Raw genomic sequence first — 25,280 nt, 5'->3', positions numbered from 1 at the left:
CTCTATATTTAGCTTTTATTATTGAATATGAGAAATAGTAAACCGTTGGTGATTTTTGGAGAATCGATTTTACCTGGTGAAAGCAAAACTATCAATGTCGAAATTGCCCGACTGCACACTACAACCAAACTTAATATTCCTGTTATTATAAGACGCTCTAAGATAGAAGGGCCTGTAGTACTTTTTTCCGCAGGAATTCATGGCGATGAAATTAATGGTGTCGAAATTGTTCGCCAGATAATTAGCAAGAGGATAAATCGTCCTAAAAAAGGAACTATCATTTGTATCCCAGTTATAAATATGTACGGTTTTGTAAATAAGGCGCGTGAGTTTCCTGATGGTCGTGATTTAAATCGTGTTTTCCCCGGAAGTAAAAAAGGATCTTTGGCCAGTCGATTTGCATATCATATTGTTAATGATGTTTTGCCTATTCTTGATTATGCTGTTGATTTTCATGCTGGAGGTGCAAGTCGTTTTAATGCCCCTCAGATTAGAATTACTGAAAATAATCCTGATTTGAAAATTCTAGCTGATGTCTTTAGTGCTCCTTTTACGTTGTATTCTAAAAATATTTCGGGTTCGTTTAGAAGCATAAGTGAGAAATTAAAAGTAAAAATGTTGCTTTTTGAAGGCGGAAAATCATTGGATATTAATCACGATATTGCTAATGTTGGTATTGATGGAGTTAAACGCTTACTGTCACATTTAGGAATGTTAGATGTTGGACATGTTGTGGATCCTCCAGAAAAACCTTCTATTTATATTGAGAAATCGGTATGGTTGCGAGCTAAATGTTCGGGTTTATTACATGATTATAATACCATTGGTAAATTTGTTAATAAAGGGACTATTTTGGCAATTATTACCGATCCATTTGGTAAGTTTGAAAGGAAGGTAAAAGCGCCACATGATGGTTATATTATTAATGCAAACCATTCGCCAATTGTGTACGAAGGCGATGCTATTTATCATATGTCGAAAACTAACTTAGATGAAGATGACAACTAAAAAAGAATTACGCTTAGAAAAAAAGGCACTTAGGAAACAGCTTACTGAGGTTGATATAGACGAAATGAGTTTGGTAATTGCTAATAATGTTCTTTCGTTACCAATTTGGGAGAAGACTTATTTTCATGTTTTTTTGCCTATCGTTGAGCATAATGAAGTAAATACTGAGTTTATCTTGCATTTGCTTGCTGGTAAAGACAAAGAAATTGTAATCTCTAAAAGTGATTTTGAAACTCGAAAAATGACCCATTTTTTACTTACTGATAATACTAGAATAAAAAAAAACGAATATAATATCCCTGAGCCTGTAGACGGTTTAGAAGTTCCATCGAGCAAAATTGATGTAGTGTTTGTTCCTCTTTTAGCGTTTGATGCTTCTGGAAATAGAGTAGGATATGGAAAAGGATTTTATGATAAGTTTTTATCGGAATGTAAACCTGAAACTATAAAAATTGGTCTTTCCTTTTTTGAAGCCGATACCACGATCATAGATGTTTTTGAAGGTGATATAAAACTAGATTATTGTGTTACCCCAAAGAAGGTTTATAAGTTCTAATCGATTGCGCTTGGATTTTTAACGCGACGGTTATAAGTCTCTTATTTTGGGTTTTTAACATAAAGATTGGATGTTTCTCTGTTTGGATTTTAGCGCAAAGTTCGCAAAGGAAATACTTTGGTTAATGCTTAGTTAAGGTTCGCAAAGATTGAGAGTTTTTGAGCTTGGGTTTTATCGCAAGGTTCGCAAAGAAAATACTTTAGCTTGCACTTAATTTAGGTTCGTAAAGAGTAAAAGGATCAATGTGAAAACCTGTGTAGTAGTAAGAATTTCTTTTTTTTTAACCACAATCTTGTCCTTCTGAGGTACGAAGAATCTCCGCAAGAAACTAACACAAAGTATTCCTAGATTGTCGGACTACTAGGTGCGATTACTTCGTCTATTCGCTATCGTAAGGATTAAGAGTTTCTCTGTTTGGTTTTTTATCGCAAAGTTCGCAAGGGAATTACTTTAGTTTGTGCTTAGTTAAGGTTAGGAAAGAGTAAAGAATCAATGCAGAAAACTGTGGAGTAGCAAGATTTTCTTTTTTTTTGAAATTTTTTTAACCACAATCTTGTCCTTCTGACGAAGGAAGAATCTCTGCAAGAAACTAACACAAAGTATTCCTAGATTGTCGGACTACTAGGTGCGATTACTTCGTCTATTCGCTATCGCAAAGATTAAAAGTTTCTCAGTTTGGATTTTTTACTGTAAGGTTCGTAGAGATTGAAAGTTTCTCAGTTTAGATTTTTATCGCAAGGTTCGCAAAGAGTAAAAGGATCAATGTGAAAACCTGTGTAGTAGCAAGAATTTCTTTTTTTTAACCACAATCTTGTCCTTCTGAGGTACGAAGAATCTCCGCAAGAAACTAACACAAAGTATTCCTAGATTGTCGGACTACTAGGTGCGATTACTTCGTCTATTCGCTATCGCAAGGATTAAGAGTTTCTCAGTTTTGATTTTTATCGCAAAGTTCGCAAGGGAATTACTTTAGTTTGTGCTTAGTTAAGGTTCGCAAGGATTGAAAGCTTTAGATTTCGTATTTCACTTTTATGGTTAAAAACTATTTCACCTCTTTTACAGCCGATGACTCTATCCAGCCTTCTGTTCCGTCAGTCAATTCAATTTTTTTCCAGTTTTTTAATGACTGTTTTACATATACTTTTGCACCTTCATGAAGAGTCAGAATAGTAGGTCCTGCTTTTTGTGGTTCGCTACGTACTTCAGCAATTTCCGCAAATACGATTGCAGGTCTTTCGTTATCGTAATGACTTTTTTCTAAAAAACCAGATGTTAAACTTACCAGTAAAGCAAGCAATACTAAAAACATACCAATAAAAAAAACTCTTTTAACACGAGTACGTTGTGAGAAATAATATCCAATAAAGAATAATAAAAACAGTACCGAAATGCTTATCGAAATCCATGCCCAAGTATTGTAATGGTATATTCCAGTGAAATTTCGAATAAGTTTTGCAAAACCTACTTTAGGCACTTCTTTTATTTCATCAATGGTTAGTTTTTTTGCAAATTTTATATTGTTTAATGTCTCAATATTATCAGGTTGTAAGACTAGGGCTTTCTCGTAATTATATATCGCAGGAGCTACTTTATTAAGTTTATAATAACAATTTCCTAAATTAAAATACAATTCAGCTGCTTGTTTTTTTTCTGTTTTTATGACATTCTCATATTCTTGGACTGCTTGTTCGTATTGTCCTTTTAGGTACAAAGCATTCCCTTTTTCAAAGCTACTTTGAGCAAAGAAAAGTTGAGACAATAATAAGAATAGATATAAAAGAATATTTTTCATTTTAGTGATATGTAATAAGAATTTTAACTTTGTGAACATTGATTCAGTGTAGGCTAAATAACTTTTTTTGCGCACTTTAAGTTAAAAACCATTAAACAATTTGTTTTTCTAATTCTGAAATTATCAATACTGCTTTATCAAAATCTTGCTGAATAGAAGCACTAGATGCTGGTGCATAGCGTGCAAATTCACAATTTTCTGTTAGATTAATGAAATTCTGAACTGATTCTGGATTTGCCTCTCTAGATAATAAAAGCTCTGTGATATTATCCTTGCTCATTTCTGAAGTTTCAATATGCAATTTGGCTTTTAAGAAATTGTGCATTGCTTTTTCAAGTGCAATATAGAAGGCCTCTTTATTATTGATTTGTTTTTTAGCTTGTGATAAATATCTTTTAGCTAGTTTATTATTCATTCTAATTCGGTTTCCAGTGATATCGCTATCAAGTGCTTCTTTTTTCTTCTTAGCTAAAACAATAATTGGTATGATTATAAAAGGTAAAAACAATAATGCATAATATAAATTAGAACCATAGAAATCATCTTTTACCACTGAGGTAAAATTGCTTTTCATTTTGATGTTTTTGAATTGGTCGTGACCAGATTCTTTGCTTGTTGATGTTGGACCAGATGCTACATTTGCGTCAGCAGGAGTTGGGCCATCAAGAACATTTACCATTATTTCTTGTGAAGTAATCGTTTTGTAGCTTCCAGTATTTAAATCAAAATACGAGAATTGCATTGGTTTTATTGCGTAATCTCCTCTGTATTGTGGGACAATAGTATAGGTATCAGAAATTTTTCCTGACATACCACTAAGGGTTGTGTTTACTTTTTCATCATGTACAGGATCATAGATTTCCAATGCATTTGGTACCACAGGTTTTGGCAGAGAAAATAATTTCATGTTTCCACTACCAGCAGCACTAACGACTAATTCTAAGCTTTCTCCGTTTTTTAATGTTGTTTTAGATGGAGTCACTTTAAAATCAAATCGTCCAACAGCTCCTGAGAATCCTTCGGGTTTGTTAGTTTCTGGAAGTGCTTTTACATAAATTGTTTTAGTACCTGCAGATACACGTTTGTTTCCTTCCGTAATCATAACCTGACCAAACATATTTCTTCTGTTGGTAGGCAATTGTACATCAATATCCAATGATAAAGGTTCGATAGATAATCTACCTGATTTTTGAGGATATAAAACCGCTTTTTTAAGTACTACATAGCGATATTTTTCGCCTTTAAACATACCTTCTTCGGCAACAAGTTGCTTTATATCAATGTTCTGACTCCAGAAATCATTGTATTTTGGTTTGTTTACTTCTTTAAAACCAGAAATACCAATATTATTACTGAAATATAATTTATAAATGACAGTAATTGGTTCATTTACGTAGGGAGTTGTTTTTGAAATGTCTGCTACTAAGTATAAATTATCATCTGCTGATATTTGTTGTGGATCATTTGGGTCTCTCTCTTGAGCCACCGCAGCAGTAACATTTATTTTTATTGGTGAAGTTTTGTATATCTGACCGTTATATTCTATTGCGGCTTGTTTTATAACAAGATTTCCTTTTTGGTTTGGTAATAAAAAATAAGAATAAACTTTTTCGAATGAACTTCTTCCATTTACCCAAGATTGGCTAATTTGTTGACTTGGTCCCGCAACAATTCGAAAACCGTCAAACGAAGGTTGCACAAAGTTATCGCCATCAACATTCATAATGAAGTCAATTCGAAGTCTTTCGTTTAGACCAAGCGTAGTTTTGCTTACTCTGGCTTCAAATTGTACTTGAGCCATAAGCCCTTGGAAACTTAATAGTAATAGAATTAAATATCTTTTCATTACTTGTTTGTCAGTTTTTTTAACCGTTTATTTTTAAAATGTTTTATTGTTTATTGTGTTCTGGTTTTAAAAAGAACACATTATGAGTTTACCAGTCTTTTTCGGTTTTCTTAGGAGCTCCTTTTACTTTTTGAGCATTCACTTTATCTTGAATTTTCTTTTCTTCGTTATTTACTGCGTCTAAGAGATTCTGTAAACGCTCTTTTGATATGCCTCCAGGTGCTGGTTTTGGTTCTCCTTTATTATCTTCTTTTTTTGGATCTCCTTTGTCATCTTTTCCGTCCTTTTTATCTTTATTAGGATCGCCCTTGTCGTCTTTTTTGTCTTTGTCTTTATCGCCTTTGTCGTCTTTCTTATCTTTGTCGCCGTCTTTTTTGTCGTCCTTCTTATCCTTATCCTTATCCTTGTCTTTATTTTTGTCCTTGTTCTTATCTTCTTTAGGAGGATTTTCTTTTAGCATTTTCTTTGCTAAAGCATAGTTGTAACGTGTTTCTTCATCCGAAGGATTGTTACGTAACGCATTTTTATAAGCTTCAACTGCTTGGCCATAATCTTTCTCTTTCATAAAAACATTACCTAGGTTATGAAATGCTTTGTGTTTTTGAGAAGGAGTTTTAGCATTCTTTATGGCTTTCGCGTAAGCAAATTTAGCTTCTCCTGCTTGGTTTTGCTTATAAATAGCATTTCCTAAGTTGTAAGGAGCAACGGTTCGATTTGGAAATTTAGATTGCGAAATTCTATAATTAGCTTCCGCATCTACAAAATTATTCTGTTTATATTCTTCATTAGCTTTTGGCAACGCTTTATCCTTTTCTTGAGCCGAAATGGTCAATGAAAGCGTTAATAAAATATATAGAAGTAAATTTTTCATTCTAATTTTTTTGTTTTTTTGTTTCAAAATGTAGTAACTGTCTTGAAACAATTATTTTTTCTCGTTAAATAAATTCAACTCTTTTATCCAATTTGTTTTTCTTTCCAATAAGAATAGATCAATGAACAATAAAACAAAAGCAATACCAATAAACCATTGAAATTGAGATTGAAAATCGGCCATTTGTGTAGCTTCAAATTCAGTTTTTTGGATGTTGTCTAAAGCATTCTTTACATAATCTAAGACTTCTTTGGTGCTACCGCCGTAGACATAACCACCTTTTGTTGCTTTTGCGATAGCCTTTAAGCCTTCTTGATTTAATTTTGTAATAACTATTTCGTTATTATTATCTCTTTGGTAGCTTTCGACTACACCATTTTTCTTTAATGGAATCGTAGCACCTTTTTCGGTTCCAACACCAATAGTAATGATTTTCATTCCTAATTTATTGGCTTCTTCAGCAGCAACATCGGCTCCTTCTGAATGATCTTCACCATCCGAAATCAAGATCAATAGCTTACTTGTTTTGCTTTTTTCGTCAAAATAAGTCGCTGATAGTTTTATAGCTTCGTCAAGAGATGTTCCTTGTGAGGATACCATATCTGGGGTCATGCTTTGCAAAAACATTTTGGCAACACTATAATCAGTTGTAATTGGCAAAACAGGAAAAGCACTTCCGGCATAGGCAACAATTCCTATACGGTCATTTCCTAATTGTTTTACAATTTGAGAAACCAGTTGCTTACTTTTTTCTAAACGATTTGGAGCAACATCTTCTGCAAGCATACTTTTAGAAACGTCTACTGCAAATACAATATCGATTCCTTCACGTTTTACAGTCTCCATTTTTGTTCCAATTTTCGGATTAACCAATCCTAAAACCAATGCTGCTAAAGCTAAAAGGATAACTCCTAGTTTTAAAAATGGTTTAAAAATAGAATGTTCAGGAGCTAGTTTTTTTACTAATTCTAAATCTCCAAATTCGCGTTGTTTTTTTCTTTTCCAGTACATATTGAAAAAGAAAATGCAAGCCAAAATTGGAAGCAGTATAAGAAGGTATAAATATTTTTTTTCGTCTAATTCCATTTTTTAATTTAAGTTTTCACTCTCAGCCAAGGTCTTCATTACTTATTGAATAGATTGACTGATAACGGTAACATTATATAAAACTCCTGTAAACAGTATTTCGTAATCCAATTTCTAATAAAAGCAATAAACCTGCTAATATCACAAAAGGTCTGAATTTTTCATCGTAATCATAGAATTTTAGTTCTTCGATTTCGGTTGTCTCCAGTTTATTAATTTCATTGTAAATAGAGGCTAATTTTTCATTACTTGTAGCTCTAAAATATTTTCCTCCTGTTTTGTTTGCAATAGTTTTCATCATTTGCTCATCAATTTCTACTTTCATCATTCTGAATAAAAACTGACCATTCGGAGCAATTGCATATGGAAATTCGGCCATTCCGTTAGTTCCAATTCCAATTGTATATACTTTAATTCCGTATTGTTTTGCAATATCAGCGGCTGTGTCTGGTTCAATAAACCCAGCGTTATTTACACCATCTGTCATTAATATAATGACTTTGCTTTTTGCTTTACTGTCTTTAAGTCTGTTTACAGCAGTTGCCAATCCCATTCCTATTCCAGTTCCATCAACTAAAACATTGTCGTATTTTATGCTTTTGATTGCTTCAAGGATAATTGCTTTATCGCTTGTTACAGGTATTTTTGTATAAGCTTCAGATGCATATAAAACGATTCCAATTCTGTCATTTGGTCTTTCGTTTACAAATTCGGCTGCTAATTTTTTAAGGGCTTGCATACGATCTGGTTTTAAATCTCTTGCAAGCATACTTCCAGAAACGTCAATTGACATTACAATATCTATTCCTTTTGTAGTTTTCGTTTTATTGCTTACATCTACTGTTCTAGGTCTTGCAAGCGCAATTATTAATGAGCATAATGCTAAAATTCGAAATACACCCAAAAAAGGTTTTAGTTTGGCTAACAATGATTCTGAAGATTTAAAACCTTGCAATGAACTCATTTTTAGTGTTGCCGATTGCTGCTTTCTTTTCCAGAATAACCAAGCAATTGCAATGGGAATCAAAAGAAACAACCAGAAAAACTCAGGGTTTAAAAAAGTTATTTTATCCATTAATTAGTTGCTTTTTTTAGTTCCACAGAGTTTAATATACGATCTGCAATATCATTTGCATAAGTATCTCCTTCTTCGTGAAAAATCATTATTTGTTGTAATCCGCCTTCTTGACTAAATAAAAGAATCTCATAATACATTTTAGTACTTGATTTGCTTCCCTCATCTATGCTTGAGAAAGTTCCATATCCTTTTATTCCTCGAATTCCTTCCTTAGTTTCAAAATCTTCTTCTTTTACAATCATGTTTCGAGCTCCTTGCGCTTCGATAGTTTTGATGGTAACTTCTAGAGATTTTGATAAATCAATTTGAGTTTCTTGTTTGTATTTTAAAGTCGAAATCATCAATGAGAAGTTATCTACCAAGCTTCCATATCCAAAAGATTGCATTTCTTTAATTAATGCCAAACCTTCTTTAGGTAAGGTTTTGGTTAAATCCATTCGTTTTAAAACCTTTGGAGTTTCAATCAAGATTCCTGGATTTCCGTAATCACTTTTTACCCATTCTCCTTCTAATAGCTCTTTAGATGGATGCCCGATGATATTATCTTTTACATAAGTAAATCCTTTTGTGGCAATGAAATACCCAGTAACTAGAACAATCAGGAATAAAACTGTCGCTACAGATAAAGCAATACGTTTGTTGCGTTTTTTTAGTAATTGAAGTTTTATTTGTTTCTGTCTCTGAGCCTCATTTAATAATGTATCTTCTTCAACAACGACTTCAACAGGAATTGCACTGTCTAGAGTAAGAATTACTTTTTGAATTTTATTTCGGTCTTCCGTAATTTCAAAATCCAATGGTTTAGATTTTGCAAACTTAACTAAATCGGCTTGTTTAAGTACACGTTCAAGGTTTTCTACTGTTTCTGGCGTAAGCGTCATTTTCTTTTTCAAAGAAGCAGCTCTAATACCTTGTATTAATTCAGAAGTTGTGCTTTCCATTGCGGGAATTTCTATAGCTTCCTCTATATAATTTCTAGCAATATCAGTCAATTCACTATAATAAGCTTTGACTTCTCCTTTTTGCCAAAGTTCTTTTTTCTCTAATGTATTAAGCAAGCTTGTTGCTTTTTCGATTGGAGTTTTATAAACTTCTTCTTCTATTTTTTTCTGTTGCCTTTTTTTGATAAACCAATATACCAAAACACCAATTCCTAAAATTAAAATAAGAGCCAAAAGGTATTTCCACCAATCGCCAATTTGATTTTCAACTTTAGTAATGTCTTTAATGTCATACATTTTTTGTTGCAACGTATCAACTTTCACATTAGCAACCTCTACTCGAATAGAATCGGATAGGTAAGGTTTTTTATCAATAAGAATTTGAATACTCGGAATAGTATATCTCCCAGAATCAAATTGTGTTAAACCATATTTTTTAATCAATTCATAACGGTCTTCTTTTTTGACAGTATCAATTGGATAGGATTTAATTACCTCAAGTGGACCAATGTTTTTAAGTTTTGGAAAAACAACTTTCGACTTAGTATCGACCGTAGTTTTAAGTGTTAGTTTAAACTCAGCTCCAATTTTATTTTTAGTAGTATCTATACTAGTCTCAATTTGTTTTTGTTGTGCAAAAACAGTTGCTGATAGTAAGAATAAAAATATGTAAAGTTTTAATTTCATCTGATTAATGATTTTAGATTTTAGTCTAAAATGAATACTTAAAAAAGGACATTGAAGGTACAGATTTAAGCGAATTTTATTTTTTAATTTGTGTCTTCCTAATTTTGTTTAAATCTAACAATCTAAGAAGCCTAATAATCTAATTTCTTTATCTTGATTTAAAATAGCCTAATAATTTGGTGACATAACTTTCGTCGACACGGGTGTTTACCACACCAGCTCCTGATTTACTGAACGTTTCTTTAAAATAATTCACTTTGCTATGATAATGTTTCTCATAGTTTGTGCGTATTGTTTTTGAACTTGTATTGATTAATTGTGTTTTGCCGGTTTCGGCATCAAGCATAGAAACCATTCCGATATTTGGTATTTTTTCTTCTCGAATATCATATACTCGAATGCCTGTAATGTCATGTTTTTTAGAAGCTATTTTTAACGTATGTTCATAATCATCTGACATGAAATCGGAGATTACAAAAACGATAGCTTTCTTCTTTTGTGTACCCGATAAAAATTTAAATGCTTGTGCAATATCTGTTTTATTGCTTTTAGGTTCAAATTCGATTAGTTCACGAATGATACGTAATACATGCGACCTTCCTTTTTTAGGCGGAATATATAATTCGATTATATCCGAAAATAAAATCAACCCAATTTTGTCATTATTCTGTGTTGCCGAGAAAGCCATTGTTGCGGCAATTTCGGTTACGATATCTTTTTTAAATTGACTTTTTGAACCAAAATTTTCAGAACCCGAAATATCCACCATAAGCATCATGGTAAGTTCGCGTTCTTCTTCAAAAACTTTTACGTGAGCTTCATTATAACGTGCAGTTACATTCCAGTCAATAGCACGAATATCATCGCCATATTGGTATTGGCGCACTTCACTAAAAGTCATTCCTCGTCCTTTGAATGAAGAATGGTACTCTCCCGAAAAGATGTGATTACTCAATCTTTTGGTTTTTATTTCTATTTTACGTACTTTTTTTAATAGGTCTTTTGTATCCATTTTTTTAGTTTTCAGTCGCAGTTTTCAGTCTCAGTAAGTCTTAATTTGTTTACTGAGGCTGAAAACCGAAAACTATTTTTTAAGGTACTTCAATTTCATTTACAATTTTATTGATGATGTCTACAGAAGTTATGTTTTCTGCTTCTGCTTCGTAAGTGATACCTACTCTGTGACGTAATACATCATGTACAACTGCACGAACATCTTCTGGAATTACATAACCACGACGTTTGATAAAAGCATAACATTTAGCTGCATTGGCTAAGTTAATACTTCCACGTGGAGATGCTCCGAAACTGATAAGTGGTTTTAAGTCTGCTAATTTATATTTTTCAGGGTAACGTGTTGCGAAAATAATATCTAGAATATATTTCTCTATTTTTTCGTCCATATAAACTTCACGAACAGCTTCTTGTGCGCGTAAAATTTGATCTACAGAAACAACAGCATTAACTTTTTCGTAGCTTCCTTTTAAATTCTGGCGAATTACTAAACGCTCTTCATCCATTTTAGGATAGTCAATCACAGTTTTAAGCATAAAACGATCGACTTGAGCTTCTGGAAGTTGGTATGTCCCTTCTTGTTCAACTGGGTTTTGAGTTGCAAGTACTAAAAACGGACGATCTAGTTTAAATGTAGTGTCTCCAATAGTAACTTGTTTTTCTTGCATCGCCTCCAAAAGTGCCGATTGTACTTTGGCTGGAGCACGGTTAATTTCATCGGCAAGAACGAAATTTGCAAAAATTGGTCCTTTTTTGATAGAAAATTCATTTTGCTTAATGTTGTAAATCATCGTTCCAACAACATCGGCAGGTAATAAGTCAGGTGTAAATTGAATACGGCTGAATGAACCTTGCACTGCTTGTGACAATGTATTTATCGCAAGAGTCTTTGCTAATCCAGGAACTCCTTCTAACAAAATATGGCCTTGACCTAGAAGTCCGATTAACAAACGCTCGACCATATGTTTCTGACCCACAATAACTTTGTTCATTTCCATTGTGAGAAGGTCTATAAAAGCACTTTCTCTTTCAATTTTTTCATTGATCGCTCTAATGTCTAAAGTCGTTGTATTTTCTTCCATATAAATATTTTTAAAACCTTGAATTTAATGCCTTACTTTTGAGAGTGCAAATTGAATATTTTTTGAGAAGTAAGATGTTAAAGAATGGTTAAAACTTCGGGCAAAGCTCTAATTTTAAGGATGAATTGTGAATCTATTTTTATATTTTTAAGAACTTTGATGATTATGCTTTACAAAGCAAGATTTATTACTACAAATAATGTTATATTACCATGAGCAAAACACTATTATCGCCTATAATTGTGGGCACTATGAATTGGGGAGTTTGGGATAAAAATCTAACTCCCAAAGAAATGGAAAATCTTATCCAAATATGTTTAGAAAATAAAATCACCACCTTTGACCTTGCTGATATTTATGGTTCGTATACCACCGAAGCAGATTTTGGGAAAGGATTTGCAGCAAGTAAAATTTCAAGAGAGAAATTACAACTGATTTCTAAGTGCGGCATTCAAATGATTGCTGAAAATAGAAAAAATACAATTAAGCATTATGATTATTCGAAAGAATATATAATTTGGTCTGTTGAGAATTCTTTGAAAAATTTAAAAACAGATTACTTAGATGTTTTTTTATTACACCGTCCAAGCCCTTTAATGCAAGCAGATGAAATTGCTGAAGCTGTTGAAAAGCTAAGAACAGAAGGTAAGATTATTGATTTTGGATTGTCAAATTTTACAACTTCTCAGACTGAATTAATCCGTCAAAAAATTGATGTTAGTTATAACCAAGTACAATTTTCGGCTACAAATTTCGAGCCAATGGTAGATGGTAGTTTTGATTATATGCAAATGCACGGAATTCGTCCGATGTCCTGGAATCCATTAGGAACTATTTTTAGAGAAGATAATAAACAAACACGAAGATTAAAGAAGTTGTTGGCAACTTTGGTTTCTAAATATAGTTTAGGTTCGGATACTATTTTACTAAGTTGGATTTTAAGTCATCCGGCAAAAGTAATTCCAATTGCTGGAACTGTAAACGTAGCTAGAATTCAAGCTTTGACAAAAGCAGTAGAGTTGAAGTTAGAGAAAGAAGATTGGTTTGCTATTTGGACTGAAAGTATGGGAGACGATGTGCCATAATTAGTTTGCACGATTCAGTTCCCTAAATTTTAAATTAAAAATAAGCACATAGAAATATTGTTTTCTAAAAGTGAAATCAATATTTCTATGTGTTATAAACATAAGAGAATGAAAAAAACAGCCTTAATAACTGGTGCTACAAGTGGTATAGGTAAAGCTACAGCGGAAATGTTGGCGAAAAACAATTATAAAGTTATCCTTTGCGGAAGAAGACAAGACCGATTGGCAGCGCTTGAGAAAGAACTAGAAGTATATACAGACGTACATACTTTGGCATTCGATGTTCGTGATAAAAAAGCTGTTTTAGAGCATATTGGTTCGTTGCCAGAGTCGTTTTCTGAGATCGATGTTCTTATCAATAATGCAGGAAATGCACATGGATTAGATCCGATTCAAACGGGTGATTTAGACGATTGGGACGCTATGATTGATATAAACGTCAAAGGGCTTCTGTATGTTTCTAAAGCGATTATACCACAAATGACTGTAAGGAAATCTGGTCATATTATTAATATTGGTTCTACTGCTGCAAAAGAAGTGTATCCTAACGGGAATGTGTATTGCGGTACCAAACATGCTGTTGATGCCATTAGTCAAGGAATGCGAATTGATTTAAATCCGTTTGGAATTAGAGTAGGAGCGATTCACCCAGGAATGGTAGAAACAGAATTTAGTGAAGTGCGTTTTAAAGGAGATTCAAATAAAGCTTCCAATGTTTATAAAGGATTTACTCCATTACAAGCAGAAGATATTGCAGATATTATTCATTTTGTAGTTTCTAGACCGTATCATGTAAATATTGCCGATTTGGTTGTAATGAGTACAGCACAAGCTTCATCGACAATTGTAAAAAGAGATTAATTTAGAGTAACTTAGATTTTTCTTGGAAAGTAAGATTAATTTTAGTTTAAAAAGTCTAAGAAATCTAGTGTCTAAATAGTCTAAAATGTCCAATATCTAAGAAGTCCAAAAATCTTACAAGTCTAATTCTATGATTAACAAGCGCCTTTTAATAAAAAACTTACTTGCTCATAATGATGAGAGTAGTTTTTATGATAAAAAAAGGCAATTGAATTTGCACTCACGTGAAGGGAAAGCCAAGTTTTTGAAGCACATTTGTGCATTGTCTAATTCTAATCCTACCAATAATTCTTATATAGTTGTAGGAGTTGAGGATCATGATAATGAGATTGTAGGAGATGATTTTTTTGATGACAGCCGAATTCAAAATCTAGTCAACGCTTTTCTTGAAAACCCACCAAAAATTCAATATGAAAATGTACCTTTTCCTAATCTTCCAAAGGATAAGGTAGTTGGGCTTGTTACCATTAAGCCAAAAAGGAAAATATCTTATTTTAAAAAAGGAATTCATACTATTACTGCTAATAGTGTTTTTATTAGACGAGGAAGTAATTCGGTTCCCGTTGAAGAAGGAGAGGTAGAGAAAAATTATCAGAATACTGAGACGGTAATCGGGATTGAAAATAATTCACGTAATAGTATTGAATACACATTAGATGGCGTAATTGATTTTATGAATTTTCGACATAAAGATATGTCGCCAAAGTATAAAGTTTTTAAAGAATTATTTGTGATCTGCTGGGCAGGAGTTCCTAAAAAATCGCGTGACAAAACATTTTTATCTCGAGTAGACATCGAATTGATAAACGAGCAAATTAAGTTGTTTTACTCAGCTCAAGATGTGGTTACTATTACTTATAATGAGGATACTTTTACTATTATTGAATACGTTCCGTTAGGATTAAATGATAAAACAAGTTATTATCCTTTGGAGCAACAAACCATTCATTTTTTTGATAATGGGTATTATAAAATTGATAGAGAAATACTTTTTCAGCCACCAGAGTTTAATAGAAAAATGCTATTTCATATTTATAATTCTAATATTGCATTACTTGCCAAACTGCAAAAAGGTACTGTTTTGTCTGATCGTGAAATGATAGATTTAGAGAATTTACCATCTACGTTTATGATTTGTTATCTCAATGGATTTGAAGATGCTAAGCAAAAATTAGTTGATGCTAAGTTGCTTTTAAAGCCTTACACGCAAGTTTATCAGTCTTTTAAAGAAGCTTTGCGAATCTTACGAAAGATGAAATATGATGTTGTTCAGTAAGTTTTTTTAAGGTTCAAAGTTACAAAGGTTCAAAGTTACAAAGGTTTAAAGTTGCAAAGGCTCAAAGTTGCAAAGGCTCAAAGTTACAAAGGCTCAAAGTTACAAAGGCTCAAAGTTACAAAGGCTCAAAGTTACAAAGGTCCAAAGTTACAAAGGTTCAGAGGGACTAAGCTGATTGCATTTTGTTTTTGAAGCTCTTGTAATAATTATTTAAACACTAAATAGTTTTTTATTGTCTCATAAGGCAATAATAACTCTTTTGGGCCATCGGCATACGACGCTACCTCATAAGAGTTATAATATAGAAGAAGGCCTTCTTTTGTGTAAAAAATATTTACAGGCAGATTGAATTTTTCATTTTCAAACATTAAACCTGTTGCGTTGATGCTACTGTTGGCTGGGATTTTATATTTTGTTCTAAATTGTTTTTCTGCGAAAGTTTTAAAATCATTTTCGTTTACAAATAATTGCTTGTTTGTAATTGTTTTTCCTGTTTTAGGATTGAATAATAAAGAACGATATCCTTGGTAGCCATGAGCGCCCCCTGTAAAAGTGTAATGATTAATTTTGATATTTAGTATGCTATCAGACTGGTATTCTACATTGCCTTCGATTTTGGCTTCCCATCCGAATGTGTCTTCAGGAAATTTTTTACGCATTTCTTCATACGAACCAATAAAAGAAGCTGTTAGCTCATTATAATCAGTTGAATCAAAAGGGTTTTCTCCAAAATAAACGATTTCCTTTAAAACAGAAAACACTTTTTTATTGATGCTATCTGATACGATAGGAACATCTTGAGCAATTGGAATTTTTATACTAATTTGTGGGCAATTGCTTTTACAAGGTAAAGTTGATTTCTTTTCAAACGTTTGTTCTTTGAATGAAAGTTCTCTAGTACAACTTGTTAAAATAAAAAGGGTTACGAATAAAAAAGTGTAATTTCTCATCTTGAAAATGTTAATTAATTACAAAGGTATCAACTTGTAACTTGATTAAAATAAATTAAAGGGTAAATTTGTAGAACATTTTAGTGTTACAAAAATATAAAGATATGAAATTCAATACAAAAGTTATACATGGTGGACAACATCATGATCCAAGTACAGGAGCAGTAATGCCTCCAGTGTATCAAACATCGACATTTATTCAAACAAGTCCAGGGCAACCTCTTGGTGATTATGAATATAGTAGAGCTTCAAATCCTACTAGATCAGCTCTTGAGAATGCATTGGCTAGTATTGAAAACGGGACTCGTGGATTGGCTTTTTCTTCTGGATTAGCAGCTACTGATTGTGTTTTACGTTCCTTCAAAGCAGGTGATGAAATCATCGCTATGGACGATTTGTACGGAGGGACATATCGTATGTTTACTCGTATTTATAAAGATTCAGGGATAATATTCCATTTTGTAGATATGAATGATATCGCAAAATTTAAATCTTTAATAAACGAAAACACAAAGTTGGTTTGGGTAGAGACACCAACGAATCCATTAATGAAATTAGCAGACATTGAAGAAATTGCTAAAATCACTAAGGAGAAAAAAATATTGTTTGCAGTAGATAATACTTTTGCAACACCTTATTTACAAAAGCCTCTTGATTTAGGAGCAGATATTGTAATGCATTCTGCAACTAAATATTTAGGAGGACATTCAGATGTTATTGCAGGAGCTTTAATCGTAAAAGATGAAGCTTTGGGTGAGCAATTGCATTTTCAACAATTTGCTACAGGTGCGACTCTAGGGCCAATGGATAGTTTCTTGGTTTTAAGAGGAATTAAAACACTTCACTTACGTGTGCAAAGACATTGTGAGAATGGAGAAAAAGTAGTTGAATTTTTAAGCAATCATCCTAAAATTGCAACAGTTTATTATCCAGGTCTACCTAGTCATCCATTTCATGAAATTGCCAAAAAACAAATGAAAGCTTTTGGAGGAATGGTTTCTTTTACTTTTGTTTCGGGTAAAAAAGAAGATTCAATTGACTTTTTAGAAAAATTAAAAGTATTTACTTTGGCAGAATCTTTAGGAGGAGTAGAATCTCTGGCTAATCATCCTGCTTTAATGACTCACGCTTCAATCCCTGCGGATAAGAGAAAAGAAGTTGGTATAACTGACGATTTAGTTCGTTTAAGTGTTGGTATCGAAGATGCAGAAGATTTAGTTGCTGATTTGAAACAAGCTTTAGCATAATAAAACAAGTTTTTAAAAAATATAAACCCTCAGTATTTGAAAAAATGTTGAGGGTTTCTTTTTTGTGGAAATCTATATATTCCGTAAGTAACCAATTAAACAGTGGTCTAGATTGTACTATTAAGTTGTGAACAATACTAAACATAATTAAACCTGATATTAATGTGTTTTTGATATCGGATTTAATTTTTGGGAACCAGTAAATTATTAAATTTCAAAAAAATAGTATTAGTAAGGAGTGTGTCTTTTTGGCTTTAAAACTATAACGTTTTCGTATAAGTCATTGCGTTAAAAAGATGTATTTTAAAAAATAGGTATTAATAATACAATTCTACTTATAATTTACGAAAATTTAAGCCCAATTTCTTTATTAGATGTATATTTGTGCAAAATAACAAAAGATGACTTTTATGTTAGTTTTTTGTTGTTTGGTTGAGTAAATAATTAAGATTAATTTATTTGATAATTTTTTATAAAATGAAACAAAAAATAAATGAATTTATGACTCTTGTAGAGTCAAAAAATCCAAACGAACCTGAGTTCATTCAAGCAGTTAGAGAATTTGCTGAAACAGTAATTCCATTCATTGCCGAACAGAAAAAATACGATGGGAAGAATTTACTTCTTAGAATTGCAGAGCCAGAACGTTCTATCATTTTTAGAGTGCCATGGGTTGACGATAAAGGAGAAATTATAGTAAATAGAGGATTCAGAATTCAGATGAATTCAGCAATCGGACCATATAAAGGTGGAATTAGATTTCACCATACAGTAAACTTATCAGTTTTAAAGTTTTTAGCTTTTGAACAAGTTTTCAAAAATAGTTTGACAACACTTCCTATGGGAGGTGGAAAAGGAGGAGCTGATTTTGATCCTGAAGGAAAATCTGACGGTGAGATTATGCGTTTTTGTCAATCATTTATGACTGAATTATGTCGTCATATTGGACCAGATCTTGACGTTCCTGCAGGAGATATTGGTGTAGGTGCTAGAGAAATTGGATACTTATTTGGTCAATACAAAAGAATCAAAAATGAGTTTACAGGAGTTTTAACTGGTAAAGGAATTGCTTATGGTGGTTCATTAATCAGACCAGAAGCTACTGGATACGGAGTTGTATATTTTACTGATCAAATGTTGCGTACTATCGGACATGAGATTAAAGGAAAAAGAGTTGCAATTTCAGGTTTCGGAAACGTTGCTTGGGGTGTAGCCTTGAAAATAAATGAATTAGGTGGAAAATTGGTTACAATTTCTGGTCCTGATGGATACATTTATGATGAAGAAGGAATTTCTGGAGAGAAAATCGAACACATGGTCGAGATGAGAGCTAGTGGAAATAACAGAGCAGAAATGTATGTTAAGAAATATCCAAATGCTCAATTTCACAAAGGAAAAAGCCCTTGGGAAGTAAAAGTTGATATTGCTATTCCTTGTGCTACTCAAAATGAATTGAACGAAGAAGATGCTAAGAACTTAATTGCAAATGGAGTTTTATGCGTTACAGAAGCAGCGAATATGCCATGTACTCTTGATGCTATAAAACAATTTGTTGGTAAAAAAGTTCTTTTTGCTCCTGGAAAAGCGGCAAATGCTGGTGGAGTTGCTGCATCTGGATTAGAGATGACTCAAAACTCAATTCGTTTGAACTGGACTAGTGAAGAAGTAGATCTTAGACTAAAAGATATAATGGTAGGAATTCATAACCAATGTAAGAAATACGGTGTTGGTGAAGATGGTTACGTAAATTATGTAAAAGGTGCTAATATCGCTGGATTTGTAAAAGTAGCAGATGCTATGCTTGCTCAAGGTGTAGTGTAGTCTTACTAAATTAATAAAATGCCTCCATTCGAGTTTCGAATGAATTGCCCCCAAAAAGTTAGATGCTATTTGGGGGTATTTTTATGGGGTAAGACCAAGTATAATTGCGAATTTTAACTTTAATGATAAATTATTTAAGTTTCTAATGAGCATGGTCTTACCGATTGTTTTTTTTTATAAAGAAGATTAGGTATTATAAAAATATAGGAAAGAGAGCTTCTTTTTCAAGGGAATAAATACCCAGTAGGAGGCTGTTTTAAGTTAAAGGTTATTCTTTGATGTAAAGAAGGAATCTTTGTCTTTGACGACGGTCTATTTACACTATAATGTTTCTTGGTTTTTGTATGTAATAGAGTGTTCACTAATATAAAAATCGGTTCCTTGCATTGGTTCTTTTTTAGGGCTTTGACATTGTAGCATAATACTACTCAAGATTAATATTACTAATTGTTTCATCTGTGCAAAGAATTAAATTTTAAAATATTCCTGACCTGTATCATGTACAATACGGATGTATTCTATCTCGCCTTCGGTCTGGCGGTACATGATATTATAAAAATTAGCATTTTCTTGCTCTTCGGAAGTTGAAAAACCTTTAAAAGTGGTAAAATAACCATTCGATAAAGTAGTGGTAGAACCGTGTTCATTTTTCCAATTCATATCTTCATCATAATATTTGATCACCGGCAAATTTGCTTTTTTTCGCTCCTTGTTGATTTCAGATACACGCATTCCCGCTTTTACTACTGCGCCCTCAATGTTTAATGGTTTTTCATAAATCTTAAAGGGATAAATAAAGTTTTCTGGAGCATTAGAGCCTCTTGTATTTCTTTCTTCTATTCTTTTATATTTTTCTTTTTTATAATCTTCATCAAGCCAATCTATCTTTTTATCTTTTTCTTTTGTAAATGCCAGAGACATTCTCCCTCTAGCTCTATTAAGTTTCCCCCTCTGTCCTAAAGGGCTATCTAGATTCATAAAAAAGATGTGGAGTTCATTAATTTCTGAATTAATTTCTGATTCAGAAACATATATTCCTAAATCATCCCATATATATATATATATACTTGTATGATATATCCTGCTATACTTACCGAAAATTTTCACCCATTCGGCTACGGGTTTACCAAAAGGTACTTCTTGGTTTTTGTATGTAATAGAGTGTTCACTAATATAAAAATCGGTTCCTTGCATTGGTTCTTTTTTTGAGCTTTGACATTGTAGCATAATACTACTCAAGATTAATATTACTAATTGTTTCATCTGTGCAAAGAATTAAATTTTAAAATATTCCTGACCTGTATCATGTACAATACGGATGTATTCTATCTCGCCTTCGGTCTGGCGGTACATGATATTATAAAAATTAGCATTTTCTTGCTCTTCGGAAGTTGAAAAACCTTTAAAAGTGGTAAAATAACCATTCGACAAAGTAGTGGTAGAACCATGTTCATATTTCCAATTCAAATCTGCATCATAATATTTGATCACTGGCAAATTTGCTTTTTTTCGTTCCTTGTTGATTTCAGATACACGCATTCCCGCTTTTACTACTGCACCCTCTATGTTTAATGGTTTTTCATAAATCTTAAAGGGATAAATAAATTTATCAGGAGCATCGGAACCTCTTGTATTTCTTTCTTCCATTTCAGCATAAATATTTAAATCCGTTTTTTCTGGAAACCATCCGTCTTTATGATTCCGTTCCTTTACAAATTTTAGAGACATTCTCCCTCTAGCCTCATTAAGTTTTCCCATCTGTCCTAAAGGACTATCTAGATTCATAAAAAAAATATGGAGTTCATTAATTTCTGAATTGTAATTTGATTCAGAAACAAATATTCCTAAATCATCCCATATATATACACTTGTGTGATATATCCTGCTATACGTACCGAAAATTTTCACCCATTCGGCTACGGGTTTACCAAAAGGTACTTCTTGGTTTTTGTATGTAATAGAGTGTTCACTAATATAAAAATCGGTTCCTTGCATTGGTTCTTTTTTTGAGCTTTGACATTGTAGCATAATACTACTCAAGATTAAGATTACTAATTGTTTCATCTGTGCAAAGAATTAAAATTTATAATAGTCTTGACCTGTATCATGTACAATACGGATGTATTCTATCTCGCCTTCGGTCTGGCGGTACATAATATTATAAAAATTAGCATTTTCTTGCTCTTCGGGAGTTGAAAAACCTCTAAAAGTGGTAAAATAACCATTCGATAAAGTAGTGGTAGAACCGTGTTCATTTTTCCAATTCATATCTTCATCATAATATTTGATCACCGGCAAATTTGCTTTTTTTCGCTCCTTGTTGATTTCAGATACACTCATTCCCGCTTTTACTACTGCGCCCTCAATGTTTAATGGTTTTTCATAAATCTTAAAGGGATAAATAAATTTATCAGGAGCATCGGAACCTCTTGTATTTTTTTCTTCCATTTCAGCATAATCTTCATCTGAAGTAAACCATCCAGTTTTTTTATCTTTTTCCTTTACAAATTTTACAGACATTCTCCCTCTAGCTCTATTAAGTTTTCCCCTCTGTCCTAAAGGACTATCTAGATTCATAAAAAAAATGTGGAGTTCATTAATTCTTGAATTGTTATTTGTTCCAGAAACATATATTCCTAAATCATCCCATATGTATATAGTAGTATGATATATCCTGCTATACTTACCAAAAATTTTCACCCATTCGGCTACGGGTTTACCAAAAGGTACTTCTTGGTTTTTGTATGTAATAGAGTGTTCACTAATATAAAAATCGGTTCCTTGCATTGGTTCTTTTTTTGAGCTTTGACATTGTAGCATAATACTACTCAAGATTAAGATTACTAATTGTTTCATCTGTGCAAAGAATTAAAATTTATAATAGTCCTGACCTGTATCATGTACAATACGTATGTATTCTATCTCGCCTTCGGTCTGGCGGTACATAATATTATAAAAATTAGCATTTTCTTTCTCTTCGGGAGTTGAAAAACCTCTAAAAGTGCTAAAGTAACCATTCGATAAAGTAGTGGTAGAACCGTGTTCATTTTTCCAATTCATATCTTCATCATAATATTTGATCACCGGCAAATTTGCTTTTTTTCGCTCCTTGTTGATTTCAGATACACGCATTCCCGCTTTTACTACTGCGCCCTCAATGTTTAATGGTTTTTCATAAATCTTAAAGGGATAAATAAAGTTTTCTGGAGCATTAGAGCCTCTTGTATTTCTTTCTTCTATTCTTTTATATTTTTCTTTTTTATAATCTTCATCAAGCCAATCTATCTTTTTATCTTTTTCTTTTGTAAATGCCAGAGACATTCTCCCTCTAGCTCTATTAAGTTTCCCCATCTGTCCTAAAGGACTATCTAGATTCATAAAAAAGATGTGGAGTTCATTAATTTCTGAATTAATTTCTGATTCAGAAACATATATTCCTAAATCATCCCATATATATATATACTTGTATGATATATCCTGCTATACTTACCGAAAATTTTCACCCATTCGGCTACGGGTTTGCCAAAGGGTACTTCTTGGTTTTTGTACGTAATAGAGTGTTCACTAATATAAAAATCGGTTCCTTGCATTGGTTCTTTTTTAGGGCTTTGACATTGTAGCATAATACTACTCAAGATTAATATTACTAATTCTTTCATTTAAAATAATTTAAAATAGCTGTAATTTTTTTGTTACTTATTGTTCTTTGTATCACCTGTTCGGCATGTTCATACACGGTAGCACTTTGGAGTCTTGTAATAATATTTTCGTTATTATCAGCCCAATCATTAACTGCTTTATTAGCCCAATCTGCGTTTTGATAAAGGGGATGAATGGTGTATTTGTTTATTACATATTTGGCAAGCTCCTCTCCTGTAGGGTCACTGCCTGTTTCCCAAATGTCCAAAATTTTTGTTGCAACATCTTTTACTGCTATTTTGGCAAGCTCAGATGCTAACGGATTTAGCGGATGATGCAGTGCATCTTTGGCAATTTGAGTATGAGTGGGATCAGTACCATAATTTTTATTACTATTTTGTGTTTGTTCTATTTTTATATCTTCATCTATTGAGCTTAATAATAAGTTATAGGTTATATGGCTAAATATTGCTAAGGTATCTCCCATATAACTCAATCCTCTGTCTATCGTTCTACCTACCCAGCCAGTATAGGTTAATGCCGCCGCTTTGGTATCAATTAGTTTTAAATAATTTTGATAAAATGTCAAGACCTCCGAACTCTTTATGCCCATGTAAACAGCTTTTTTTTCCTGCCCATCAGACTGTTGCCCATTAGACAAATCTTCTAGAGTCGTAAGTATAAAAGCATCCTGAAATGTTCTGTCTCCAGGTTTTCTTTGCACATAATCTTGTATGCCTATAGGAAACATTTTTTCGGCCACTTTGGGCAGTACGCTTGCCATTGTATCATCTAGTAAAAATTTTCCTGTTACTATGGGTATTGTGCTATAATCTGCTCCTTGCATGCCTTGTACCCACGGATATACGAGTGTTAATTGTTTGCCTAAATCGCTATTTTTATTTTGATCCAGAAGTAAACTTCCCGCTTTTATTAATGCTACTTCTACAAAATTAGTGTGTGAGAAAAAATCTTCAAGTACATGGAAAGCAGCTCCTAAATGCCTAAATCCGTCTTTGTTTTTCCCGTATTGCACTGCCAGTTTTAACTGTTGCCACATGTATCTATCAGAGGTTGGTCTATCAGGATCGGGATTTTCTTTTGTAGAGATGTAATTTTTTATTATAAGATCATTTACCTCCAGCGATTTTGCATTTTCACCCGCATAAAGCTTCTTAGTCGTAAAGTTTCCTTTTGAGTGTTCGTATTGATAAGAAATACTTAGACTGCTAAAATCTTTCAAACCCTTTGGGTTGTCTATGTGCTCTTCTGGTCGGTATATACCCAAAATATCTTTGGTAAGTTTTCCATATTCTTTTTGAAAAGTATTTACATGATTTTTATAATTAGAAGTATATTTATCAGAGCCCAACACAAATTCTTTGGCAGCTACTATTTCTATAAGCTTTACCAAACCATCATGAGAAACTCTGCACGGATTCATTTTTAGCAGACCATTAAGATGCTCAATGCCGCTTTGTTTTATCTTGTCAATATCTGTTTTTTCTAGGCGTATCGTACTTTCTAGTATAATCTGAGAATAATCGCGGAGCCAGTTACCATAGTAGATTTGTTTTACCTCTAAGCTAGTTAGTTTTTTATCTACAACCATCTGGCTTAAAGCTTCTCTCTCAATTCCTCCATGCATTCCTGCCTCAAAACCAGCACCAAAACCGTCTACGTTATCTTTTGGGTTGGCATCATACTGTTTATCCTCTGCTACATAATCTTTAACCTGGGTATGTAGTTCAGAAAAATCTATTATCAAATCACCAGTAAAACTTGGCGTATCGGCTTTAGCAAAATTTAGCTGTGTTTCTTTAAAAATGTCAAAATTGAACAAAGCATAGGCAAACTTTGCTCCTTCATCTATATAATCAGTATCTTCTAGGCCATTGGTTGCGAGTTCTGTTCTCAAGATATTATCGATATGATGCCCATATTCTTCTACCAAAGCCGACATCAATTCAGCTCTAGCCTCATTATCTTTTGCCGCTAAATCAATAAAATGTTCCCACACCAATATCTTTTTTCTATGGTTACTATAATTCGCTTTTCTGCCTCTGACAGGAAACTTTGTAACTACAATTTCTGGTGCACTAATAGATGCATCACTAAGTCCTCTGTATAACTTACTTAGTGCGCTTACTTCAATTTCTTCGCCAAAAACGCCAACCATAAAAAACATAAAAGGCAATTCATCTAATTGTTTTGCCAAAGCCGAAAGTTGTTCATGGGCATAAGTACTTCCAAGTTTATAGTTGCTTTCAACGATTTCTGGGTTAGGTGGGTCTTTGGGTTCTCCATAAGTAATACCTACATCGCTGGTTTCTGTAATTGTCTTACCTGAAGTATAGGTAATAGTCCCCTGAGTGTAAATGTTATGGTCCCCTCCTGTAGTTTTTGTTATTGTACCGCCAACAATTCTTATTCTGCTCAT

General features: G+C 32.8%; 23 protein-coding genes. 7 read left to right on the top strand and 16 right to left on the bottom strand.

Features of this window, described 5'->3' with window-relative positions; all coding sequences use genetic code 11:
• Positions 1-27 precede the first annotated feature (27 nt).
• Both QWY99_RS19310 and QWY99_RS19305 read left to right on the top strand, forming a co-directional pair.
• Positions 28-1,008 (top strand): succinylglutamate desuccinylase/aspartoacylase family protein, encoded by a 981-nt coding sequence (locus tag QWY99_RS19310; RefSeq protein ID WP_290267345.1) that lies wholly within the window; start codon positions 28-30, stop codon positions 1,006-1,008.
• Positions 998-1,564 carry a 5-formyltetrahydrofolate cyclo-ligase gene (locus QWY99_RS19305; RefSeq protein WP_290267344.1) on the top strand — a complete coding sequence of 189 codons (567 nt, stop codon included), beginning with the start codon at positions 998-1,000 and terminating at the stop codon, positions 1,562-1,564. Before QWY99_RS19310 ends, QWY99_RS19305 begins: the two co-directional genes overlap by 11 nt.
• 1,042 nt (positions 1,565-2,606) lie before the next feature.
• Here the strand turns inward: QWY99_RS19305 and QWY99_RS19300 are convergent.
• From QWY99_RS19300 to QWY99_RS19265, 8 genes are all read right to left on the bottom strand, one after another.
• Positions 2,607-3,356: a tetratricopeptide repeat protein gene (locus tag QWY99_RS19300; RefSeq protein ID WP_290267343.1), complete on the bottom strand. Its 750-nt coding sequence runs from the start codon at positions 3,354-3,356 to the stop codon at positions 2,607-2,609.
• Positions 3,357-3,447: 91 nt separating this feature from the next.
• Positions 3,448-5,202: a BatD family protein gene (locus QWY99_RS19295; protein ID WP_290267342.1), complete on the bottom strand. Its 1,755-nt coding sequence runs from the start codon at positions 5,200-5,202 to the stop codon at positions 3,448-3,450.
• An 88-nt stretch (positions 5,203-5,290) separates the two neighbouring features.
• Positions 5,291-6,073, bottom strand: a complete 783-nt coding sequence (locus QWY99_RS19290) for a tetratricopeptide repeat protein (protein WP_290267341.1) — start codon at positions 6,071-6,073, stop codon at positions 5,291-5,293.
• Positions 6,074-6,124: 51 nt separating this feature from the next.
• Positions 6,125-7,159: a VWA domain-containing protein gene (locus QWY99_RS19285; protein ID WP_290267340.1), complete on the bottom strand. Its 1,035-nt coding sequence runs from the start codon at positions 7,157-7,159 to the stop codon at positions 6,125-6,127.
• 73 nt (positions 7,160-7,232) lie between these two features.
• Positions 7,233-8,234, bottom strand: a complete 1,002-nt coding sequence (locus tag QWY99_RS19280; RefSeq protein ID WP_290267339.1) for a vWA domain-containing protein — start codon at positions 8,232-8,234, stop codon at positions 7,233-7,235.
• Positions 8,234-9,865 (bottom strand): hypothetical protein, encoded by a 1,632-nt coding sequence (locus QWY99_RS19275; protein ID WP_290267338.1) that lies wholly within the window; start codon positions 9,863-9,865, stop codon positions 8,234-8,236. The genes QWY99_RS19280 and QWY99_RS19275 overlap by 1 nt, the downstream gene beginning before the upstream one ends.
• A gap of 148 nt (positions 9,866-10,013) precedes the next feature.
• Entirely contained in the window at positions 10,014-10,877 is an 864-nt protein-coding gene (locus tag QWY99_RS19270) for a DUF58 domain-containing protein (protein WP_290267337.1), read from the bottom strand.
• Between the two features lie 79 nt (positions 10,878-10,956).
• Positions 10,957-11,961 carry an AAA family ATPase gene (locus QWY99_RS19265; RefSeq protein WP_129540550.1) on the bottom strand — a complete coding sequence of 335 codons (1,005 nt, stop codon included), beginning with the start codon at positions 11,959-11,961 and terminating at the stop codon, positions 10,957-10,959.
• Between the two features lie 212 nt (positions 11,962-12,173).
• Between QWY99_RS19265 and QWY99_RS19260 the strand changes: the two genes are divergently transcribed.
• The 3 genes from QWY99_RS19260 to QWY99_RS19250 all read left to right on the top strand — a co-directional run bounded on the left by QWY99_RS19260 (position 12,174) and on the right by QWY99_RS19250 (position 15,183).
• Positions 12,174-13,046, top strand: coding sequence for an aldo/keto reductase (locus QWY99_RS19260; RefSeq protein ID WP_290267336.1), 873 nt, complete (start codon positions 12,174-12,176; stop codon positions 13,044-13,046).
• 75 nt (positions 13,047-13,121) lie between these two features.
• Positions 13,122-13,907 (top strand): SDR family NAD(P)-dependent oxidoreductase, encoded by a 786-nt coding sequence (locus QWY99_RS19255; protein WP_435387558.1) that lies wholly within the window; start codon positions 13,122-13,124, stop codon positions 13,905-13,907.
• A 130-nt stretch (positions 13,908-14,037) separates the two neighbouring features.
• Complete coding sequence (locus tag QWY99_RS19250; protein ID WP_290267334.1) at positions 14,038-15,183, top strand: ATP-binding protein; 1,146 nt, start codon at positions 14,038-14,040, stop codon at positions 15,181-15,183.
• 206 nt (positions 15,184-15,389) lie between these two features.
• Here the strand turns inward: QWY99_RS19250 and QWY99_RS19245 are convergent, their stop codons facing one another.
• Entirely contained in the window at positions 15,390-16,133 is a 744-nt protein-coding gene (locus QWY99_RS19245; RefSeq protein ID WP_290267333.1) for a DUF3298 and DUF4163 domain-containing protein, read from the bottom strand.
• 104 nt (positions 16,134-16,237) lie between these two features.
• Here QWY99_RS19245 and QWY99_RS19240 point away from each other — a divergent pair, with 104 nt between their 5' ends.
• Positions 16,238-17,380 carry a cystathionine gamma-synthase gene (locus QWY99_RS19240; protein WP_290267332.1) on the top strand — a complete coding sequence of 381 codons (1,143 nt, stop codon included), beginning with the start codon at positions 16,238-16,240 and terminating at the stop codon, positions 17,378-17,380.
• Positions 17,381-17,857: 477 nt separating this feature from the next.
• Positions 17,858-19,201, top strand: coding sequence for an NADP-specific glutamate dehydrogenase (gdhA, locus tag QWY99_RS19235; protein ID WP_290267331.1), 1,344 nt, complete (start codon positions 17,858-17,860; stop codon positions 19,199-19,201).
• 321 nt (positions 19,202-19,522) lie between these two features.
• Here gdhA and QWY99_RS19230 read toward each other — a convergent pair whose 3' ends face one another.
• From QWY99_RS19230 to QWY99_RS19200, 7 genes are read right to left on the bottom strand one after another with little or no spacing between them, the layout of a single operon-like run.
• Positions 19,523-19,657, bottom strand: coding sequence for a hypothetical protein (locus QWY99_RS19230; RefSeq protein WP_290267330.1), 135 nt, complete (start codon positions 19,655-19,657; stop codon positions 19,523-19,525).
• Positions 19,658-19,669: 12 nt separating this feature from the next.
• Positions 19,670-20,464, bottom strand: coding sequence for a DUF7738 domain-containing protein (locus tag QWY99_RS19225; RefSeq protein WP_290267329.1), 795 nt, complete (start codon positions 20,462-20,464; stop codon positions 19,670-19,672).
• 12 nt (positions 20,465-20,476) lie between these two features.
• On the bottom strand, positions 20,477-21,265 hold the full coding sequence (locus QWY99_RS19220; RefSeq protein WP_290267328.1) for a DUF7738 domain-containing protein: 789 nt from the start codon (positions 21,263-21,265) through the stop codon (positions 20,477-20,479).
• Between the two features lie 12 nt (positions 21,266-21,277).
• Positions 21,278-22,057: a DUF7738 domain-containing protein gene (locus QWY99_RS19215; RefSeq protein ID WP_290267327.1), complete on the bottom strand. Its 780-nt coding sequence runs from the start codon at positions 22,055-22,057 to the stop codon at positions 21,278-21,280.
• Positions 22,058-22,069: 12 nt separating this feature from the next.
• Positions 22,070-22,579, bottom strand: a complete 510-nt coding sequence (locus QWY99_RS19210) for a hypothetical protein (RefSeq protein ID WP_290267326.1) — start codon at positions 22,577-22,579, stop codon at positions 22,070-22,072.
• Between the two features lie 59 nt (positions 22,580-22,638).
• On the bottom strand, positions 22,639-22,860 hold the full coding sequence (locus QWY99_RS19205; RefSeq protein ID WP_290267325.1) for a DUF7738 domain-containing protein: 222 nt from the start codon (positions 22,858-22,860) through the stop codon (positions 22,639-22,641).
• Complete coding sequence (locus tag QWY99_RS19200; RefSeq protein WP_290267324.1) at positions 22,857-25,280, bottom strand: HET-C-related protein; 2,424 nt, start codon at positions 25,278-25,280, stop codon at positions 22,857-22,859. The genes QWY99_RS19205 and QWY99_RS19200 overlap by 4 nt, the downstream gene beginning before the upstream one ends.

The sequence above is a fragment of the Flavobacterium branchiarum genome (assembly GCF_030409845.1).
GTDB classification, from domain to species: domain Bacteria; phylum Bacteroidota; class Bacteroidia; order Flavobacteriales; family Flavobacteriaceae; genus Flavobacterium; species Flavobacterium branchiarum.
Note: the sequence above shows the minus strand (reverse complement) of the source record. Positions and strands in the feature narration are given on the sequence as shown.

Bases quoted from the DNA above. Each gene is read 5' to 3' on its own strand.
- QWY99_RS19200 (WP_290267324.1), bottom strand. From the start codon at position 25,280: ATGAGCAGAATAAGAATTGTTGGCGGTACAATAACAAAAACTACAGGA.
- QWY99_RS19300 (WP_290267343.1), bottom strand. From the start codon at position 3,356: ATGAAAAATATTCTTTTATATCTATTCTTATTATTGTCTCAACTTTTC.
- QWY99_RS19205 (WP_290267325.1), bottom strand. From the start codon at position 22,860: ATGAAAGAATTAGTAATATTAATCTTGAGTAGTATTATGCTACAATGT.
- QWY99_RS19215 (WP_290267327.1), bottom strand. From the start codon at position 22,057: ATGAAACAATTAGTAATCTTAATCTTGAGTAGTATTATGCTACAATGT.
- QWY99_RS19310 (WP_290267345.1), top strand. From the start codon at position 28: ATGAGAAATAGTAAACCGTTGGTGATTTTTGGAGAATCGATTTTACCT.
- gdhA (WP_290267331.1), top strand. From the start codon at position 17,858: ATGAAACAAAAAATAAATGAATTTATGACTCTTGTAGAGTCAAAAAAT.
- QWY99_RS19210 (WP_290267326.1), bottom strand. From the start codon at position 22,579: ATGAATCTAGATAGTCCTTTAGGACAGATGGGGAAACTTAATAGAGCT.
- QWY99_RS19240 (WP_290267332.1), top strand. From the start codon at position 16,238: ATGAAATTCAATACAAAAGTTATACATGGTGGACAACATCATGATCCA.
- QWY99_RS19285 (WP_290267340.1), bottom strand. From the start codon at position 7,159: ATGGAATTAGACGAAAAAAAATATTTATACCTTCTTATACTGCTTCCA.
- QWY99_RS19305 (WP_290267344.1), top strand. From the start codon at position 998: ATGACAACTAAAAAAGAATTACGCTTAGAAAAAAAGGCACTTAGGAAA.
- QWY99_RS19270 (WP_290267337.1), bottom strand. From the start codon at position 10,877: ATGGATACAAAAGACCTATTAAAAAAAGTACGTAAAATAGAAATAAAA.
- QWY99_RS19230 (WP_290267330.1), bottom strand. From the start codon at position 19,657: ATGAAACAATTAGTAATATTAATCTTGAGTAGTATTATGCTACAATGT.
- QWY99_RS19260 (WP_290267336.1), top strand. From the start codon at position 12,174: ATGAGCAAAACACTATTATCGCCTATAATTGTGGGCACTATGAATTGG.
- QWY99_RS19290 (WP_290267341.1), bottom strand. From the start codon at position 6,073: ATGAAAAATTTACTTCTATATATTTTATTAACGCTTTCATTGACCATT.
- QWY99_RS19295 (WP_290267342.1), bottom strand. From the start codon at position 5,202: ATGAAAAGATATTTAATTCTATTACTATTAAGTTTCCAAGGGCTTATG.
- QWY99_RS19265 (WP_129540550.1), bottom strand. From the start codon at position 11,961: ATGGAAGAAAATACAACGACTTTAGACATTAGAGCGATCAATGAAAAA.
- QWY99_RS19280 (WP_290267339.1), bottom strand. From the start codon at position 8,234: ATGGATAAAATAACTTTTTTAAACCCTGAGTTTTTCTGGTTGTTTCTT.
- QWY99_RS19250 (WP_290267334.1), top strand. From the start codon at position 14,038: ATGATTAACAAGCGCCTTTTAATAAAAAACTTACTTGCTCATAATGAT.
- QWY99_RS19225 (WP_290267329.1), bottom strand. From the start codon at position 20,464: ATGAAACAATTAGTAATATTAATCTTGAGTAGTATTATGCTACAATGT.
- QWY99_RS19275 (WP_290267338.1), bottom strand. From the start codon at position 9,865: ATGAAATTAAAACTTTACATATTTTTATTCTTACTATCAGCAACTGTT.
- QWY99_RS19245 (WP_290267333.1), bottom strand. From the start codon at position 16,133: ATGAGAAATTACACTTTTTTATTCGTAACCCTTTTTATTTTAACAAGT.
- QWY99_RS19220 (WP_290267328.1), bottom strand. From the start codon at position 21,265: ATGAAACAATTAGTAATCTTAATCTTGAGTAGTATTATGCTACAATGT.